Consider the following 18,406-nt stretch of genomic DNA (forward strand, 5'->3'; position numbering starts at 1 on the left):
TTATTTCTCCTCTTGCTTGTCCATAAGCTGAGCATCCATTGCCGCAGCAGCTTTGCGTCCGTCACCCATAGCGAGGATCACAGTAGCTCCACCACGTACAATGTCACCTCCCGCATAGATATCCGGGATAGCAGTTCTGTTATTTTCATTCACCACCACAGTACCCCATTTGGTGATCTCAAGTCCGGGGATCGAGCGGGGAATAAGCGGGTTGGGTGATACGCCTATGCTTACAATCACCTCATCTACTGGGATAGAGATGATAGCACCGGGTATAGGTACAGGTTTGCGTCTGCCACTCTGATCAGGCTCTCCCAGTTCCATCTTTTGCAGTGACATAGAAACCACCCTGCCTCTTTCGTCACCTATATATTCCACAGGGTTGTGCAAGGTGAGGAACTCAATACCCTCTTCTTTGGCGTGCTTCACTTCTTCTATACGGGCAGGCATCTCTTCTTCACTACGACGATATACAATCATCACACGCTCTGCTCCAAGACGCTTGGCTGTACGCACAGAGTCCATAGCCGTATTTCCGCCTCCTACTACTGCTACACTCTTGCCTTTGAACACAGGAGTATCGCTATCGTCATCGCCCGCCATCATCAGATTCACTCGAGTGAGATATTCATTGGAAGACATTACCCCCACAAGGTTTTCTCCGGGGATATCCATGAAGTTGGGCAGTCCGGCACCACTGCCTACAAATATACCTTTGAAACCCATCTCATGCAGTTCTTCATAGGATATCGTACGCCCAATGATGGTATTTGTTTCAAAACTCACACCCAACTCACGCAACATATCTATCTCTTCGTCCACAATCTTATTGGGCAAACGAAACTCTGGAATACCGTATTTCAAAACTCCGCCAATCTCATGCAAAGCTTCGAATACCGTAACTTCATATCCTTTCTTAGCCATATCGGCGGCAAATGACAGACCGGCAGGGCCGCTACCCACCACGGCTACTTTGACTCCATTGGGTACGGGCCTCTCCACAGGTTTGCCCTCGGTACTTCTGTGCTCACGCTCGTAGTCGGCAGCAAAACGCTCCAGATAGCCGATTGCCACAGCTTTTTTCTTAAGCTGAAGCGTATAGATGCATTTACTTTCGCACTGTTTCTCCTGAGGGCATACTCGTCCGCACACGGCAGGTAGGGAGCTCGTCTCTCTCAGTACAGAAGCGGCATTCATAAACTCGCCTTTTTCTATCAGTTTGATGAACGTAGGGATCTGAATACTTACAGGGCAACCGCTGATACACCCCGGCGCAGGACAGTCGATACATCTCCGAGCCTCTGCCATGGCTTGATCTTTGGTAAGTCCTCTATTCACCTCGTCATACAGACTTTTGGCTCGTGCTTTGGGATCCAACTCCCGCATCTTTACACGAGGAAAACTCATTCTGTTTTTTGGAGATATGGATTTGCGCAACTCATCTCTCCAAGGCTCTGATCTGCGTGCTTTGATTAATTCTTCCTGTGTCATAACTTCTACTCCAAATCTCTATATGAACTTAAACGCATGATCATCTCATCAAAATCTACCTCATGGGCATCAAACTCAGGGCCGTCTACACAAACAAACTTTGTTTTTCCGCCCACAGTGACTCTGCATGCACCACACATACCGGTACCGTCTACCATAATGGTATTGAGAGAGGCTACAGTAGGGATATTATATTTTTTTGTAAGCAAGGAAACAAACTTCATCATGATGGCAGGTCCTATAGTCACACATTCATCCACCTTCTCTCTTTTCAGCACTTCCTCCACACCGTCGGTTACAAGTCCTTTACGTCCGTAAGAGCCATCGTCCGTCATGATGATCACCTCATCACTCACGGCGCGCATCTGGTCTTCCAGTATAATAAGATCTTTGGTACGAGCGGCCAGTACCACTATCACTCGGTTGCCGGCATTGTGAAAAGCCTCTACTATAGGCAATAGCGGAGCCACACCTACGCCACCACCGGCACACACTATGGTACCGTCTCGACGTATTTCCGTGCTTTTGCCCAGAGGGCCTACTACGTCATGAATATAGTCGCCCTCTTTCAAGGCGCATAGTTTTTGGGATGATCTACCCACGGCCTGTATCACCAGGGTAATTGTTCCGGCATTAGGGTCGGCCTGTGCTATGGTCAGGGGTATTCGCTCGCCCTTTTCGCCCACACGCACTATAACGAAGTGACCTGCTCTACGCGTTTTTGCGATTCTTGGGGCTTCAACGACTAATTTGAATACACGATCCGAAAAAGCCTCCTTGGTTACGATTTTGTTCATGTGATGATATCTTCTATTTTCTATGTAAGATTAACAAAAATACTACTAAATGATGACTTTGAGAAATATGCCCAATTAGAATTATTTACTCCGCAACGAGATGTATTCCCCACACTTATATTTACAGAAAATGCAATCTACCATATGATCAAGACTACACCGTTACAAGACTACGAAAAAAATTGATAGCAAAATAGCCGTTTTTGAGAAAAAGTATTACTTTTGCACAGTCAAAAGAGAGGGGTATACTCCCGACAAAACTGTCTCATGGTGTAATGGTAGCACAACAGATTCTGGTCCTGTTTGTTTAGGTTCGAATCCTAATGAGACAACTCTATAACGCACAAATATCAGTGATGGTATGAGTGCGTTTTTTATTTTCAGCACACATGATACAATATTGCCTAACAAGCTTTTAGCTACAACAAAGAAGTTTGACAGCCATAAACGTTGATGAAACGGTCTCATATCACGTATATACAACGCTACTCGGCTCTATACGCTATAGAGCGACAGGCTCATCTGCTGCTGATACCCAAAGCCCTATTATTTCAAAACAAGCAACTAACCTGCACACCTGATGATTTATCATATACGGTTACTTGACCTATCGTATTAGGTCAATCGTCCTATCGTACACAGTCAACTGACTTATCGTATCAAGTCAATAATCCTATCCTATACGGTGAGCCGACTCATCGTATCAGAATTTGCATTACAAAAATATAAGTAGACAGAGTAAAAGGGGGACTTAAGAAAAATACTATACAAGACTGACATACTTTAATTATTCATGATCTCATCAGAAACAAGCAACTTGGTTTAATAAGCCTTCAGATTCGATATCAAAAACACTATAGTCTCAATTTTTTCACTCATTTTTTGCACAAATTATCCTATTATCTTAACTAAGAAATACCCAATATGACGAAAATACTATGCCTACTAAGCTTTTTTAGTTGATTAAAATACAACCGCATAAAGCTAGTCTGTAGACAAAATAGCCAAAATATAATTTTGACAAAATGTCAAAAATATCTTGATAAGCCCACATAGTTCTCAAACGCCATAAAAACCAAGGATCTCCTAAGAAGTAAATCGAAAAAGAACTATGGTAACAAATATTCAACACCGTAAAACCATGAGTAAATCTATTTTAGGAAATAAAAATCCAATGGTCTTATCGGGTAGAATAAGACATAAAATGCCGGAGTCGCCAACGCATAGAGCGTGACAAAAAGAATAATTTGGAGAGAAACTATGACGAAGGTCTCGTCTACGTGCTATTTACCGAGTTTATAGTGTCAAAAGAAATGCGCACCTATGAGGGTAGTCATGCTTAAGATGAGGAGTGAGGAGTGAGTACAAATACACACAAGTCAGAGATAGACTACCCAGCTCCAAGACTTTTTCTTAAACGCTCTACAAGAGAGTCCCAAAGTTCTATAGCATCTGTTTTTTCATCATCAGTGGCAAAATCAGTAATCTCAAGAGTTTTACCGCCCGTGAGCTCCATATTATGTATAGCAAATTCGAAATAAGAGTCATTGGTAGCATCATTCTCCCACTTGAACCGGATCCTTTCACCTTCAGTCAAGTCTAAAACATTTGCTTTGTCAATCTGAGTATCTCCCCAGTTGAATATATATTGAGAACCTTGAACATCAACATTGTCGGCAAACCAAGACTCTAAACCTACGGGAGCGCTCACATGTCGCCACAGACTTTGCTTAGTTACCGTATCAAAAACATATTCAAGCTGGTATTTTTCTTTTTTCATAGCACATCAATTAAATCGGACTCCTTAAAGATATAAAATATTTCCGGATGTTCATCACTTATTTTCATAAACATAACCCTATATAGACCCATAAAATTTGAATAGAAGCTTGTAATTACAAGCAAAAAAAACGTCGAGACTCTTGCGATTTTAATTATTTTCTTTACCTTTGCATCGTCTTAAAAGAATAAGACATCACAAAATGTTGGCGAGATAGCTCAGATGGTTAGAGCGCATGATTCATAATCATGAGGTCCCCGGTTCAATCCCGGGTCTCGCTACCAAAGACGAGGGACACAAACAAGGTTTGTATCCCTTCTTTTTTATACCCCTTCTTGTATAAAAGGAGAGCCCCCGTGTACCCTCTGTGAGAGGGATGGAGAACTCTCCTTGTGGAGATACATAAGCATCAGGCCCCGGCAAAGCGGTACTCAGCCTGTATATCCGCCGTAAGACGGGTAAAGAGATCCTCAATAAGCTCATCTGTAACTTTAAGCACAGAGCGCATTACATTCTCAGAAAACTCCTGTACCAAATCTTTGGCATACAAAGGCTGTGTTTTATGGATAGTCATATACCTGCCCTCCATCTCTTTTTGCCGTTGGGCTGTCTCTTCCTCCCACTTATTATAGACCTCCTGAATAATGGGAGCATAACGATTGAAGTTGACCATACCCAAAGCCTGAACCTTGCGGAATTTCCAATATGCCGAATCATGGCTACTACAATCTGTGCCTTTTGTAAACTCATCGATGTAAGCAGTCATGCCTTGATAGAAAGGTATAAAGGGAGCCAAAGCAGCCATTCCCAAGGCCACATAGTTGATCTTACCTATGGCATCAGGCAACTCCTGACGCACTTGCAGGATGTGTGTCTGTGTGGTGCGGAAAATGGATACGGGGCGATACTTTTCCTTGGGGTTGCTATGTAAATAAGGATCATGCTCTGTACCTTGATAGTGAAACCTGAAAGCTTGCTTTACGTCCGCCAGAGAAAGCTTCTTATCGGCATGTGCAAATACGGGAAAGGTATTCTTGGTCACATCATTCTTGATGGAAGGGCTAAACATGGCCTGAAGCCCCCATACTCTGGGATAGTTATAAGTGGTATCAAGCTTGATGTCTCTGGCATAAGCTGTATGAAAGTCAAAGTCCTCAACATTATGATCGTAGAGCAGATTATTTTTGGCAAACTCTATAAGATCATTACATGCCATGAAATTATCCTTGTCCTTAGGGTCATACTCTCGGAAACGGCTTTGGTTGCCGGTAACAAAATATTTATCATCAGGGATACGGCAAGCCAGCCAACGATGCCCGCATGCTGTCTCGAGATACCAGATTTCTTTACTGTCTACGAATGCTATACCGAATCCCTCTGCTACACCGTATTTCTCAATGAGTTCGCCCAATCGCTCAACCCCTCCGCGAGCCGTGTTTACATAGGGAAGCACAATATTATATACAGAGTTTTCGGCAATCCCCTCCTCTTCCAATGGATCAGCCTTGAGAGCATTATCATTGCTAAAAATACTTTCTGTAGCACTCATGCCCACGCCTGCGCTATTAAAGCCTGCACTGCCCCAATGTCCAGGCAAATGATAAGGCTCAAGAGCAGTATAGCCCAAAGCTTTTGCAGGCAAGTCACAGCGGAAAGGGCTATCACGAGCCTCAAACTTATCAGGGCCATGATCGGTATCTTGATATATTTTCAAGTTTTTGGCCAGCATGGCGTTCCAGTCTTCTGAGCGTGCAGCTATCATAGAGCCGTCTGAAGTCATGTGCTTTCCAATCAAAACGGAAGTACATTCCGAAGGGTATTCTTCATGGACGTAACGAAGATCGTTGTCAATGTTTCTTTTCATAAAAATGCTTTTTTGTATAATAATTAATGGTATATGTTCATAGATACCCCAACACACAGATGCGCTGAGATTTTCCGAATAAATGTGTATCTACCCGCTCAAAGCCAGCCTGCTTCATAAAACGGGCTATTTCTTCAGCCGAATAGATATTCATATCAAGATATTTGGTCCAGAGTTCATTTCCTTCCAAGCGGGAAGCCTCATTGCACACAACAAAACGCCCTCCGGGCTTGAGGACACGCTTTACTTCTCTGAAACACGCAATGATGTCGGGCCAGAAATATATGGTTTCAAAAGCAGACACCACATCAAAATGGGCATCACTATAAGGGATGGAAGTCACGGAAGCTTCTTTGATCTCAGCTCTTTTGGTGGCGACTGCCCTCTTATTCTTACGTAGTGATACCTCCACACTTGTAGACGAATAATCTATGCCACAAACTTTGCCTTGAGTGCGTTTGAGATAATTGGCTATATTTTGACCACCTCCACAACCTATATCAAGAATATCCTCTTGATCATGTGGCTTTATGTATTTATCTATACACCATACGGCCATAGGATTGTGCCCCCGATTCATCCCCGAGAGCATAAGCCTTCCATAAAATGTATTGCCCGGCTTGGAGGCATTTCTGATAAAAGACTTGAAAAGTTTCATTTTATTTTTAAAGTATTGTTCGTTGTATCTGTAATAGTAAATTCAGACTATTCTCATTTATACATCGCATAAATATAACCCTCTCCAATGTCTTTCGAAAGCGAGAAACCAAGTCTCATAAAAGGCTTTGAAAGGGTGAAATCTGATTTATGTAAAACTATATGAGCCTACTTAATAAAACAATCCCTATAAATAATGATTTTAAGAAGCTATCCCTCATGATTCATCATGAACTTGCTATAAGATAGCGAGATATTGAACATATCATAGAATTGTTCGCCCAAAATGAAAGGATCTACAATGCTATACCAAAGATGTAAAAACCCAATGCTGGCAATGTGAGACTGTTGCAAAAGTCAACAGTCTCTTCAGGTAAATGACCAAGCGCGAATCTCGCAAGCAACGAAGCAATTGGCCTGCTATGCAACGGTCTCAAGGTAATAATAGCAGTTGCACCCGAGATATTGAATCAATGAAAAAAAGATGAGCCCGACAAATGCCGGGCTCATCATCAAAATAACTGAGAATAGTAGAATTTATTTAGTCGCCCCTTAAAATTGTGTTTATTTTCTGATATACAGCGAATTATATTCTTATACTCTTTGATAAATCTGCAAGTTTTTGTATCTTTGGATGTAGAAACTTGCAGATTTTTTTTTATGATACGCCCTACTCAAACAGTTCAATCACTGTTCTCTTCGCTGGACGATTTGCTCAACCAGCAACATCCTCTGTATAAACTTTCCCATAAAATCGATTGGAAAAGGTTCGAAGAGGCTTTTTCTTCCTTGTATTGCCCTGACAATGGTCGTCCAGGTAAGCCTATTCGTTTAATGTGTGGTCTTTTAATTCTCAAGCATTTGCGCAATATTTCAGATGAATCTGTTGTAGAACAATGGAGTGAGAACGCTTATTTTCAATATTTTTGTGGCATGCAGGAGTTTACACCTTCCTTTCCCTGCAATGCCTCGGAACTGGTTCACTTCCGCAAACGTATCGGCGAAAGAGGGATAGAGCTTATTCTTGCAGAAAGTATTCGTGTGAATGATGACAAAAATGATAAGGATCACCACGATACCGCTTTTATAGACTCCACCGTGCAGGAAAAGAATGTGACCTATCCTACAGATGCCAAGTTGCATAAGAAGATAGTAGGCAAGGTTCTCAAAATCGCAAGGGCTCTCAATCTACCCATTCGTCAAAGCTATACTTTCGTATTGAAAAGAATTTATCGGGATCAACGTTTTCGCAACCATCCCAAGAACCGTAAGAAAGCTCTTAAAGCGGATAAACGGTTACGAACAATAGCGGGACGTTTGGTTCGGGAACTTAAACGAAACCTAGGTAGTAACAGGGAGTACGACAAACTCATTTCCCTCTTTGAAAGGATTCTTTCGCAACGGCGTAATTCCACTCAAAAGATTTATTCTCTTCATGAACCGGATGTTCAATGCATCAGTAAAGGTAAGGAGCACAAAAAATATGAGTTTGGAAACAAAGTCTCGATTATACGCTCCATGACGGGAGTGATTTTGGGAGCCTCTTCTTTCCGTAATGAGTACGACGGACATACCATAGAGCAAAGCCTCGATCAGGTGAAGAGACTCACGGGAGAAAGGATTAAGAAACTGGCCGGAGATAGAGGTTACCGTGGAAAAAAAGAAATAAACGGTACGCAGATATTGATTCCTGACACTCCAAAAGCTAAAGACAGTTATTATCAACGTAAAAAGAAGCATCGACTTTTCTGCAAGCGTGCAGGAATAGAACCAACTATCGGACATTTAAAATCAGATTATCGCTTGGGACGTAACTTTTACAAAGGGCTCTTCGGGGATGCTATCAATGTAATGTTAGCTGCAGCGGCATATAACTTCAAAAGAGCCATGAAGCTTCTTTTGTACCTAATAAACAAAATCAGCGAAACACTCCCAATGGAGAGGATTGCGCTGAAATGTGCTTTTTAAGGGACGACTATTTAACAGAAAGTTCAAGAGGGTACCTCATATGAGCTATTTATGTGATACCCTCCCAATAATAAAGTTTAAAGTGAAAAGATTATATCTCAATTATCTCGATGCTCTAATTTGATGCGGGTAGTTTTATCAAGTCTTCTACAGATGGATTTTGCATAATGACAACGCCCTTTTCATCGATCAGGAATAAGGTGGGTATTTGTTTTATCTTATACATTTTAGCAATATCATTATCTTCAAATCCTTTCCCTTCTGCAGTATTGACCCAGTCTATATCATCCTCCTTCGAAGCGCTCTTCCAGGCAGCATCATTATCATCGAGAGATACAGACACCAGCACAATGCCGCGACGGAGAAGCTCATCGCGCATGCCTCTAAGTTGCTTAGCCTTTTCACGACATGGCTTGCACCATGAAGCCCAAAAATCAAGAAGTACTTTACGGCCTTTAAAATCTGCCAAAGCAACGGGTTTTCCATTTATATCTTTTGTGTTGAAGGCGGGAGCCTCTTTTCCCACCAGCCACCGTGAAGCTGCTTCATGATACTTTACCAGAAAAGTTTTCATATAATAAGAGTCCTTGTACTTCACGGTGTCGAGCTTCTCATAAACAGGATGCAAAGAGGGATAGTCATTATAGATCAACTCCGATGTCAATACAATACCGGTAATCTCTTTGGAATGGCCGATAATAAACTCTCTCAGTTTCTCTTCTTTTTCTAAAGTCAATGTCTGTATACGTCCTAAAAGGTTTTTGTCCATAGCCACACTGGCATCGGATTCCTCTTCCATTGAGCTATAAATATGATCAAGAGAGTCTTGTATTGACTTGACTGACTCCTCAAACTTTTGGTAGTCACTTTGGCTTTTTCCTTTAATGACATTGACATTTCCCACACCATCTTCTTTGAGCACAATATCGTACTGGCCATCTGCGTCTACAAATATGGGAACATCATATGATACTTTTTGATCCTTAAAAAGGATGCGATAATATACAGCATCATCCAACTTTCCTTGAAAATAGCCTTTACCATCTTTTATATCGGTAGAGTCTACCTTGACCAATTCATCCAATACGGTAACCAAATATGCTTTTCCGTTCAGATTGTTTGCTCCGGAAATATTGATTCTATACTCCTGGCTTTTCTTGTTGCAAGAAGACCATATGCCCATTGTACCGATGAGTAGTACAAGAAATAAATATTTGCTCTTCATTGTTATTTAGTTTTATTCAATATTTCATCCAACCTCTTTGCCAATGCCTCTCCTCGTAAGTTTCTATCAAGAATGCGTCCGTCAGGGGAGATGAGAACGATGAAAGGAATGCCATTGTAAGAATACACAGTCATACTCTTTTTTTCCGCATCGAACAACTGGAGATATGGGAGTTTCTCTTCCTGAATAGCCTTGTGCCAGCTCTTTTTATCATCGTCAATAGAGACCCCTATAAACTCAATATTCTTGTCCTTATACGTATTGTATAATTTCTTGATGTTAGGAATCTCTTTGCGACACGGTCCACACCATGATGCCCAGAAGTCTATCAGGATATATTTCCCTTTATACGATGAGATTGCTTTCTTTTCGCCTTTTTCTGTTTCCAGAACAAGATCTGGACTTTCACTTCCTACAGCAGACTTCTTTGCGTTGGAAACATTCTGATTCATTAAATCTATAAAAAAATTATGAATCATATGCGGTGAAAAGCGGGTAATAACACGCTCCTGTTCATCCACATGAGCTTGAAAAAAATAAGAGTAGATTATCGCCGCCAAAGCATTACTCTCGGGTAAAGAATCTATCATATGAAGATATACTTGTGCTTGTTTGGCGTATATCTCATCTATTTTCTTTGCCACTTGTTCGAGTTTTTTGAGGTTTTCATCTGTGCTCTTTACATTATTATACTCATCGAAAGCCTTATTATATACTCCTATCGCAGTATTCAATTCCTGATTAAAAGGATTTTGTTCCTGAATTCTCTCGTATTCATCCATAGTCGGGGATCCTTTCACAGACTTGATTTTTAGGCCATGATCCTTCTCGACCAAAGCCTGTATGATAATCTCAGGACTATCTATAAAAATATAATCATAAGAAACCTGTATGGATGGCTCCATATTTCCCAATTGAGGAATCCACAAGCAAAACATCCTTCCATCAGAAGGGATTGCGCTACACTTTATTTGAAAATCACCATTGACAGATTTAGCTCTTGCGATTTCAGTCTTCTTATCATAGTCCAAAAGAACAGCATCATATTCTTTTAAGCCATCGACATGACCTTTTAAAATACAACTACCTTGAGTTTGTTGAGCATATGCAAAACATGCACTCAACAAACCAATCATTATAAATAAAAATAAAGTTTGCCTTTTCATTATCATCTTGGGTTATTAATTATTAATGGATTCTTTTTACGTAAACTTTCCGCTATTGGGAATGCAAATCTATTAGACCCGGGAGCCAATAGATATTCTTTTCCTTGATAAACTCTTTTAAATGGAGTTGTAATTGTCCCATCCTTAGTTAAGCGTTTCATATCAAACCAGCGCAAACCTCTCATCACAAGTTCACGACGTCTCTCATCCAAAACTATTTTTAAGACAGATTGATTACCATTTTTTTTCAGAGGCTTATAATCACTCTCTTTAAACCTGAAAGTTCTGAGTTTATTTAGAATATCGAGAGCCTCTTGTTCATGTCCTCCTCTGCGAGCAAAAACTTCCGCTTGTATAAGCATCATTTCAGGAACACTAATGGAATAATCATAAGTTTGTACGTAATGAAATTTACCATCTTCATACTCTTTCCCTATTTTATTTAACTTGGTAAAATTAAATTTAAACCTAAGATCTTTAGAATCATACAAGGCTAATAAGTCATTACTTATACACTGAACAGCCCCCATATCCGCCAAGTTGGTCTTCCTAAACCAAATATTTTCAGGATTTTCAATATCTATAGGTCTACCTTGAATTCCGGAATGAGGTTTTTTTTCATCCTTAAAACTCCATTTACGAAGGTCATTTATATGATTGTTCAAAGCCAAAGCTTTGGTTGCTTCATCAAAAGCTTTATCATATTCCCCTAAATAGAAAAAGAAGCGAGCTCTCATTGCATGTAATGCCTGTGGCTTGGGTCTATAAGGATTATTGCTTTTTTGAGAAAGTATTTTAGAATCAATGGAAAGATCCTTCTCAATAATATCAATTACATCTTTCACTGTAGCTCTTGTATATTTGGCATCAAGATCAGGTTTGAGAGCCAAAGGTACTGACAGATTTTTTGCCACCTCAGCTTTCGAGTAAGGCAATGAATATACTTGGTTGAGTATCCAATAATAGTAAGCTCTACTGAGTTTTGCTTCAGCCATAACTTCTTCTTTTTCTTCAGGGCTTCCTCCCAAGCTTGCCATAATATTGTCGATTACGGTATTTATCTGATAAATATCCCGATATGAATTATTCCAAATATTATCTGCTTCATTAAGTAAATAATATGACTCAGCCCATAAGTATGCCTTACCATTTGGAGTTATAACCATCGTGTTTAATACGTCATCCTGAATATCGAGGTTATCAGAAGAAATATCTATAATAGAATAGGCCGCACCGGTTACTTCCGGATCTCGTATCATGCCGGTAAAATCTACCGTTGATTCAGGTAAAACATAACCTTTAGGTATACTTTCAGTAAACTTTCCACAAGAATTCAGAAAAACACAAACTATAATGCAGAAATAATATTTTATCTTATTCATAATTCTGATCTCATTTAAGATTATAAATCAATTTTTATAGCTCCGGAAAAAGACATCGGCTCTCTTAGATTAAATTGAGGGTGACCACCTAATGATAGTGCTTCAGGATCATAGTGCTCCTTATTCTGTGTCCATAACCAAAGATTTGAAAAACGGGCTGACAGCTCTACTCGCTTAAATGGTGTTCTTTTTAGAAAATTATCAGGCAGTTGATAATCAAAAGTAATATCCCTAAGCCTTATCATTCCTCCCTTTCTTATTGAATTTGAAGAAAAAATGGCCAAATCCTCTCTATTAAGGGTGAAATTTGCCCAGTCTAAAGGAATTCCAGGTATATCTGTAATATTTTCATCTCCGGGTTTACGCCACCTTCGGGCTACGAATTCACTAACTACGGAAGAACCTGAATACGGATTCATAGAAGGGTATTCGACCCTAAAGACATGCCCGAAATTGTAAAGGAACATGACACTCGCTGTAAAGTTCTTATATTTAATACTTGATGAAAAACCTCCCGAATATCGAGGCTGATAAGTGCCACTAAATTCAAGATCATCCACAGAAAGATTATCCAAACGATTTGTTTTTTGTTGCTGTCCATCCTTCCCCTTATAGAATACCTGAGGATTTCCTTTAGCATCAAGACCTGCCCATCTATAGCTCCAAATAGCTTCTCGTGGATAATTTTCGACAAACCTCACTGTACCCTTAGGTCTATTGAGCATAGGGGCCTCATCATATACATTATTGTTCTTAATTTTATTCTTATTATATGATAACACCCAATTGGCAGACCAGGTAAAATTGTTCAAGCGCAGTAGATCGGCATCCAATGTAAATTCCAGCCCGTGATTAGTCATATCAGCTGCATTCACAAAGGCCTCTTCGTATCCTGTTGTAGGGTCAAGAGTAGAATTACCCAAGAGATCGTAACTATAATTGTTATAGTAAGTAAAAGTCATATTCAATCTGTCCCATAAACCCAAATCCAATGATGTATTTATAGCTCTTGTGCGCTCCCATCTCAAAGAAGGATTAGGCGGAGTAACAATTCGAGTAATATACTCACCTATTGAAGACATATAAATTCTTCGAGCGGTCATCATCGGAGTTGTCTTTAATCCTCTATCAAAATTACCTGTCAATCCGTAAGAAAGGCGCAGCATAAGATTTGAGATTAAAGAAGAGTTAAAAAAGGATTCATTACTAATGTGCCAGTTTGTACCTAAAGCCCAAATCGGATTACGCCTGTACTTTCTGGAAACCCCAAAAAGATTGGATTCATCAATACGGAGGCTTCCACTCAAAGTATATCTATTATCATAAGTATATGTACAGGACATATACTGAGACATTTCTTTGTTAGTACTTTCTCTAAACGGCTCTGCTAAGCTAACATCATATATATTAAGGCTACCATTCAACCAAAGAATCCCCCTACTCGCTTTTATCTGATCAAATGGCTTCCAAGAAAGGAGTTGATCATCATAACCAAAGCGTCGGTATGAGAAAGTATTTTTTTGAAAGCTCCTAAGTTCCACCCCCCCGACAGCATTGATATAGTGCTTGCCCTCATCTCCAAAGTTTCTGACAAAATTAGCTCCGGCTTTAAACACCCATGAAGACCACTTAGCATCAGATCCATCTAAGATGTTGCCTTTAGGAAGGTGATATTGCAAAGTTCTGTCATCAACAAGCTCTGTCATCGAATTAATCAATGTTCTGGTATAATTACTCTGCTCATCAGATATTGATTTATTGTTTGATTCTCCTCTTTCATATTGATAGTCAAGAGTAGCGGTTAAGCCCTGTAAAATTTTAAAATCAGACCCCAAACGTATTTTATATGAGAATCCACTTTCCTTATTATTTGCAAGATTGGTTTCCTGAATTAGATTACTTCCTTGCGAATAATACCCCTTAGATACCATATCCTTAGCAAATTCTTCATTGAAAGAAGAATAATCTTGAATCAAAGATCCATCTTCATTCTTAACCAACTGGAAAGGACTCATCTGATAGAGCTTGTCAGATAATTCAGAGTAACCGATTTTATTACGACTTGATGTCAAATAAATATCAGATCTTAGTTTGAACCAATCAGTAATATTATATGAAGCTCGTGAATTGATACTAAAATGTTTGGCGTAGTCACCGATATAAGATGATACTTTATCCGAATATGTACCTCCAACATAATACTCTACTTTATCAGTACCTCCGGAAATAGACAAAAGATGATTATGAGCCAAAGCATTTCTCAAGAATAAATCGGACAGCTGCTTTTTGTTATCGATCTGCGATAGCATGTGAAGTCGGTCTTGCATCTCTTTTTCGGTTATTTGCCCGTTCTTAAATTTTAGGATTGTCCCTATCGACTGCGTATATCCGGCGATACTTCCATCATATATTTCTTTCATGATATACTTGAGCTTATCACAGTCTTGATCATAAGCCACCATATCCGATGAAGATGCTCTGTGCAAATCTTTTAGATCGGGACGAGAATCAATAGAAATATTGCTATTCAATGTTATCTTAAAATCATTTTTACGCCCTTTTTTAGTAGTTATTACTATCACTCCGTTTGCTGCTCTTGATCCCCAAATAGCTGTAGCCGAAGCATCTCTAAGAACAGTGATATTTTCTATAAGATCCATGTTCTGAGGGATCTCTTTGACCTCAAAGTCATCAACAATAATCAAAGGTTCCGTACCTGCAGACAATGAAGCACCACCACGAATGAGTAGTTTATTTTTATAAACACTCAAGCCAGGTATTTTGCCCTCAAGAATACCATTGAGCCCGCTACTGCTTTTTACCGCAATATCTTTAACCGACATGGTACTCACAGAACCAGTCACATTAAACTTATTAAGCTTTTGGTATCCTGTCACTACAACAGCATCCAAATTTACCGCCTTATTGCTAAGTTTCACATTGCATTCATCTTTCTTGCCCACAGCAACCTCTTGCGTGTCATATCCTATATAAGAAAAGACAAGAATATCAGAAGAAGATGCTTCTATTGAATAATTGCCGTCAAAGTCTGTAACAACACAATTGGTACGTGCTCCTTTTATCCTGACGCTGCAATTAATCAGAGAAGAGCCGTCATTAGCATCAGTCACTCGTCCTTTGATAGTACGTTTATCTTTGGACTGAGGAGTAATCTTTTCTATGCGTATGCTTTTATCCTCTACGATATAATGGACTTTCTGGTTTTCTAGAATATACTTCAATATCTCATGAATAGATGCATTTTTTTGTGAAATAGAAATTCTCTTCTTCAAATCCAGATCTCCTGATTTGAACCAAATTGAATAACCGGATACCGTTTTAAATTTTTCTAAGGCTTCTTTCACGGTAACATTGTCGCACTTAAACGAAATTTTTTGTTCTTGTGCATTTAATACTGAAGTGTGGAAAAATAGGAATAATAGCATTAGAAGCCCAAATGCTATTCTTTCGGGTAAAGATTTTCTCCTCATACTCTATATCTTTTTTATTATTATGGTGTTATTTTCTGTTGTATAGGTCAACTTATTGCTCTTCGTTATAATATTTAATATCTCATGAAAAGATTCTCCGTTTCTAAAATCTCCGTAAAATGTTTGTGATGCTATGGCATTATCTTTTAGAATTATTTTAACATTAAATGCCCGTTCCAAGTCTCTGATGATTTGGCTCAACGGCTCTTCATCAAAGAATAGATTTGTCTGGATGGATCGACTGGGAATATTTATAGATGAAACCTTAGGTAATAATAATGAATCTTGAGAATTATTAATCCTCTCTGTTTCCAAAGTTATCCATGAAGTATAGTCAATGCCTTTAATTTTCCTTATTTTAATAATATCGTCTGTGATTGAAAAAATAGCTTGTTCATTGGGCTTTATATTTACACCTTCACTCTGAGTCTTACTGCCTCTCACATTTACTTCACCCTCGAGTAAGGTTATATAAGCTTTGGGGTCAGTAGTGTAAGCTTTCATATCAAACTTTGTACCCAAAACACGTACACTGAGAGCCTCGGTATGAACATTAAACGGCAATTCAGGATTTTTATGAACATCAAAGTAAGCTTCTCCATTGAGATATACTTTGCGATTCTTTTTACCAAATAGATTATCATATATAAGGGTAGACCCTGAATTGATCCAGACCTTAGTACCATCAGGCAAGGTTATATGAGTCTTAGAGCCCAAAGGCACATCAATACGGTAGTTATCCTCCTCTTGCATTCTTCTTACATCTTGCATTTTAGAAGAAACAAATAAGGTAATACCCACTGTGACGAAAATCACAGCGGCATATTTGCTCCACTGAACAAACACTTTTGTATATCCCATCCGTTTTTGGACTGACGGAAGGCGCTTACGGATTGCTTTCCAAGCTATATGAGTCTTATGATGGAATTTCTCTTCATTCCGAGAAATCTCTTGGGTCTTCAATAGTATAATGATATCATGGTAAACCTTTTGGTTTTCAGCAGACTCTTCATACCATCTTTTTAATACATTATATTCATCGCAATCAATAGTACCATCAAATTGTTTTACAATAAGATGTTCCATATCGGCCATTTCATTTTGATACTTTTCCATATATTAAAAAGGATTTCTAAATAATGAGACGTTAGCGCCAAGGTGATGGGTAGTACAAATGTGATTTTTTTTAAAATAAAATACCAATAAGCTTTATATATGGAGCTATCAATAACATCTAAAAAAATATAAACTTAACACGCACTGAAATATTATAAACTAATAATCAACAATTTACAACAATAAATCTTTAAATATTAAAATATCTATTTGAACAAATAAGATGCAAATATACGACATTATGATACAAAAGAACTATTATAAAACAGCATAGCTTTACACATACTGAACACTGCATCTCCTACAGCACCTCTTATAATAGGCATATGTACATGAGATAGAAAATATTAATAAATAAAGTAGAGACCAACTACTCTGCTGAAATAATCATCATTAATAAGGCAATCATAAGATAATTACTCAGATCAAGCCTCAAATGAAGCAAGGCTTTTTTCATATGATATTTCACGGTATTCACTGATATTCCCATTAAATTACTAATCTCTTCATAACTTAAATTATCCCGGCGACTCATCAGAAAAATTTTACGACTTTCGACAGATAGCTTTTGAATAGAAAGATTGATTTGGTCTTCCAACTCACTAAGAAGTAATGAATCCATAATTTCATCGCTAGTAATAAAAAGATGTCTCAATTCATCATTCAGACTAACACCTTGCGGACGCCCGGCCTCTGATCTGTAAAAGTCTGTACAACGATTTCTCGCTGCCTGAAACAAATAAGCATTAAGAGTATGAGTAATATCTATTTCTCCTGCATTTTCCCATAAGCGTAGCAACACATCGGTAGCGACCATATCACTATCCATTTCATTATGTAAGAAACTATACGCAAAAGCCGCAAGCTTGGGATAATAAAGATAAAAAAGCTTTTTGAACGCTTTCTCATCTTTATTTTTCAATCCGGCCCAAAGATCCGGATCGCTGATAATCTTACTCATTATAAAGTATTTTAATACTACTGTTGACTGCTACATATAATCTAATGGAGTAACTACTTCCAAGTGGAAATGTAATTCAGTCTTGAAGAAGAGCATGCTTTTAATATTAAAATAATGCCCTTAAAGGATGCGAAATGGAACGAAAAATATAAAAGTTATCTTACATCTACAAATAATAAGTTGTTGTATAATTCTTATTTCAGATGATCATGTGACATTTTTTATTTATTTATGCCTACATTTTGTTTAAATAAAGGCGCCAAAGATTAAAATTTATAATAATATAAAATATTTATACACCGAGGTTGGCCTGATCAATCTGTGTATTATCTCAACACTTTCCTTGACTATAATAATGAGATGCCTAAACAAAGGACTCTTTACGCAAAAATAAAATTATATACTCATGTTATAGTAAATTATATACAAATCAATAATATTATTCTCAAAATACCTAAATAACAAAAGCTTAAAATGTAGATAAGAGAGCAGATTTTACGATTTTAAT

Annotated in this window: 12 protein-coding genes and 1 tRNA gene; 2 read left to right on the forward strand and 11 right to left on the reverse strand. The window is 38.6% G+C overall.

What is annotated here, in order from left to right:
- The 3 genes from gltA to VYJ22_RS09855 all read right to left on the reverse strand — a co-directional run bounded on the left by gltA (nt 1) and on the right by VYJ22_RS09855 (nt 4,068).
- A complete protein-coding gene (gene gltA, locus VYJ22_RS09845; protein WP_329903852.1) occupies nt 1–1,491 on the reverse strand; it encodes an NADPH-dependent glutamate synthase in 1,491 nt (496 codons plus the stop codon).
- A 5-nt stretch (nt 1,492–1,496) separates the two neighbouring features.
- Nucleotides 1,497–2,288: a sulfide/dihydroorotate dehydrogenase-like FAD/NAD-binding protein gene (locus VYJ22_RS09850; RefSeq protein ID WP_329903853.1), complete on the reverse strand. Its 792-nt coding sequence runs from the start codon at nt 2,286–2,288 to the stop codon at nt 1,497–1,499.
- Between the two features lie 1,390 nt (nt 2,289–3,678).
- The gene (locus VYJ22_RS09855) at nt 3,679–4,068 is read right to left on the reverse strand and encodes an START-like domain-containing protein (protein WP_329903854.1); all 390 of its coding nucleotides are present in this window, start codon (nt 4,066–4,068) and stop codon (nt 3,679–3,681) included.
- Nucleotides 4,069–4,275: 207 nt separating this feature from the next.
- On the opposite strand from VYJ22_RS09855, the gene VYJ22_RS09860 reads away from it, so the two are divergent.
- Nucleotides 4,276–4,352 (forward strand) — tRNA-Met (locus VYJ22_RS09860).
- Between the two features lie 125 nt (nt 4,353–4,477).
- Here VYJ22_RS09860 and VYJ22_RS09865 read toward each other — a convergent pair.
- Both VYJ22_RS09865 and VYJ22_RS09870 read right to left on the reverse strand, forming a co-directional pair.
- Nucleotides 4,478–5,932: a C69 family dipeptidase gene (locus VYJ22_RS09865; protein ID WP_329903855.1), complete on the reverse strand. Its 1,455-nt coding sequence runs from the start codon at nt 5,930–5,932 to the stop codon at nt 4,478–4,480.
- A gap of 37 nt (nt 5,933–5,969) precedes the next feature.
- Nucleotides 5,970–6,590: a class I SAM-dependent methyltransferase gene (locus VYJ22_RS09870; RefSeq protein ID WP_329903856.1), complete on the reverse strand. Its 621-nt coding sequence runs from the start codon at nt 6,588–6,590 to the stop codon at nt 5,970–5,972.
- Between the two features lie 659 nt (nt 6,591–7,249).
- Here VYJ22_RS09870 and VYJ22_RS09875 point away from each other — a divergent pair.
- Nucleotides 7,250–8,557 carry an IS5 family transposase gene (locus VYJ22_RS09875; protein ID WP_329903374.1) on the forward strand — a complete coding sequence of 436 codons (1,308 nt, stop codon included), beginning with the start codon at nt 7,250–7,252 and terminating at the stop codon, nt 8,555–8,557.
- Between the two features lie 115 nt (nt 8,558–8,672).
- Here the strand turns inward: VYJ22_RS09875 and VYJ22_RS09880 are convergent, their stop codons facing one another.
- The 6 genes from VYJ22_RS09880 to VYJ22_RS09905 all read right to left on the reverse strand — a co-directional run bounded on the left by VYJ22_RS09880 (nt 8,673) and on the right by VYJ22_RS09905 (nt 17,898).
- Nucleotides 8,673–9,782, reverse strand: coding sequence for a TlpA disulfide reductase family protein (locus VYJ22_RS09880; RefSeq protein ID WP_329903857.1), 1,110 nt, complete (start codon nt 9,780–9,782; stop codon nt 8,673–8,675).
- A gap of 2 nt (nt 9,783–9,784) precedes the next feature.
- Complete coding sequence (locus VYJ22_RS09885; RefSeq protein WP_329903859.1) at nt 9,785–10,918, reverse strand: TlpA family protein disulfide reductase; 1,134 nt, start codon at nt 10,916–10,918, stop codon at nt 9,785–9,787.
- 32 nt (nt 10,919–10,950) lie between these two features.
- Complete coding sequence (locus VYJ22_RS09890; protein WP_329903860.1) at nt 10,951–12,330, reverse strand: RagB/SusD family nutrient uptake outer membrane protein; 1,380 nt, start codon at nt 12,328–12,330, stop codon at nt 10,951–10,953.
- A 20-nt stretch (nt 12,331–12,350) separates the two neighbouring features.
- On the reverse strand, nt 12,351–15,821 hold the full coding sequence (locus VYJ22_RS09895; protein ID WP_329903862.1) for a SusC/RagA family TonB-linked outer membrane protein: 3,471 nt from the start codon (nt 15,819–15,821) through the stop codon (nt 12,351–12,353).
- A 3-nt stretch (nt 15,822–15,824) separates the two neighbouring features.
- Nucleotides 15,825–16,937 carry a FecR family protein gene (locus VYJ22_RS09900; RefSeq protein WP_329903863.1) on the reverse strand — a complete coding sequence of 371 codons (1,113 nt, stop codon included), beginning with the start codon at nt 16,935–16,937 and terminating at the stop codon, nt 15,825–15,827.
- Nucleotides 16,938–17,307: 370 nt separating this feature from the next.
- Nucleotides 17,308–17,898, reverse strand: a complete 591-nt coding sequence (locus tag VYJ22_RS09905) for an RNA polymerase sigma-70 factor (RefSeq protein ID WP_329903864.1) — start codon at nt 17,896–17,898, stop codon at nt 17,308–17,310.
- Nucleotides 17,899–18,406: the final 508 nt, after the last annotated feature.

This window comes from Porphyromonas pogonae, from assembly GCF_036320655.1.
Taxonomy (GTDB): Bacteria; Bacteroidota; Bacteroidia; order Bacteroidales; family Porphyromonadaceae; genus Porphyromonas; species Porphyromonas pogonae.

Coding starts and splice junctions, on each gene's coding strand:
- gltA (WP_329903852.1), bottom strand. CDS start 1,491: ATGACACAGGAAGAATTAATCAAAGCACGCAGATCAGAGCCTTGGAGA.
- VYJ22_RS09850 (WP_329903853.1), bottom strand. CDS start 2,288: ATGAACAAAATCGTAACCAAGGAGGCTTTTTCGGATCGTGTATTCAAA.
- VYJ22_RS09855 (WP_329903854.1), bottom strand. CDS start 4,068: ATGAAAAAAGAAAAATACCAGCTTGAATATGTTTTTGATACGGTAACT.
- VYJ22_RS09865 (WP_329903855.1), bottom strand. CDS start 5,932: ATGAAAAGAAACATTGACAACGATCTTCGTTACGTCCATGAAGAATAC.
- VYJ22_RS09870 (WP_329903856.1), bottom strand. CDS start 6,590: ATGAAACTTTTCAAGTCTTTTATCAGAAATGCCTCCAAGCCGGGCAAT.
- VYJ22_RS09875 (WP_329903374.1), top strand. CDS start 7,250: ATGATACGCCCTACTCAAACAGTTCAATCACTGTTCTCTTCGCTGGAC.
- VYJ22_RS09880 (WP_329903857.1), bottom strand. CDS start 9,782: ATGAAGAGCAAATATTTATTTCTTGTACTACTCATCGGTACAATGGGC.
- VYJ22_RS09885 (WP_329903859.1), bottom strand. CDS start 10,918: ATGATTGGTTTGTTGAGTGCATGTTTTGCATATGCTCAACAAACTCAA.
- VYJ22_RS09890 (WP_329903860.1), bottom strand. CDS start 12,330: ATGAATAAGATAAAATATTATTTCTGCATTATAGTTTGTGTTTTTCTG.
- VYJ22_RS09895 (WP_329903862.1), bottom strand. CDS start 15,821: ATGAGGAGAAAATCTTTACCCGAAAGAATAGCATTTGGGCTTCTAATG.
- VYJ22_RS09900 (WP_329903863.1), bottom strand. CDS start 16,937: ATGGAAAAGTATCAAAATGAAATGGCCGATATGGAACATCTTATTGTA.
- VYJ22_RS09905 (WP_329903864.1), bottom strand. CDS start 17,898: ATGAGTAAGATTATCAGCGATCCGGATCTTTGGGCCGGATTGAAAAAT.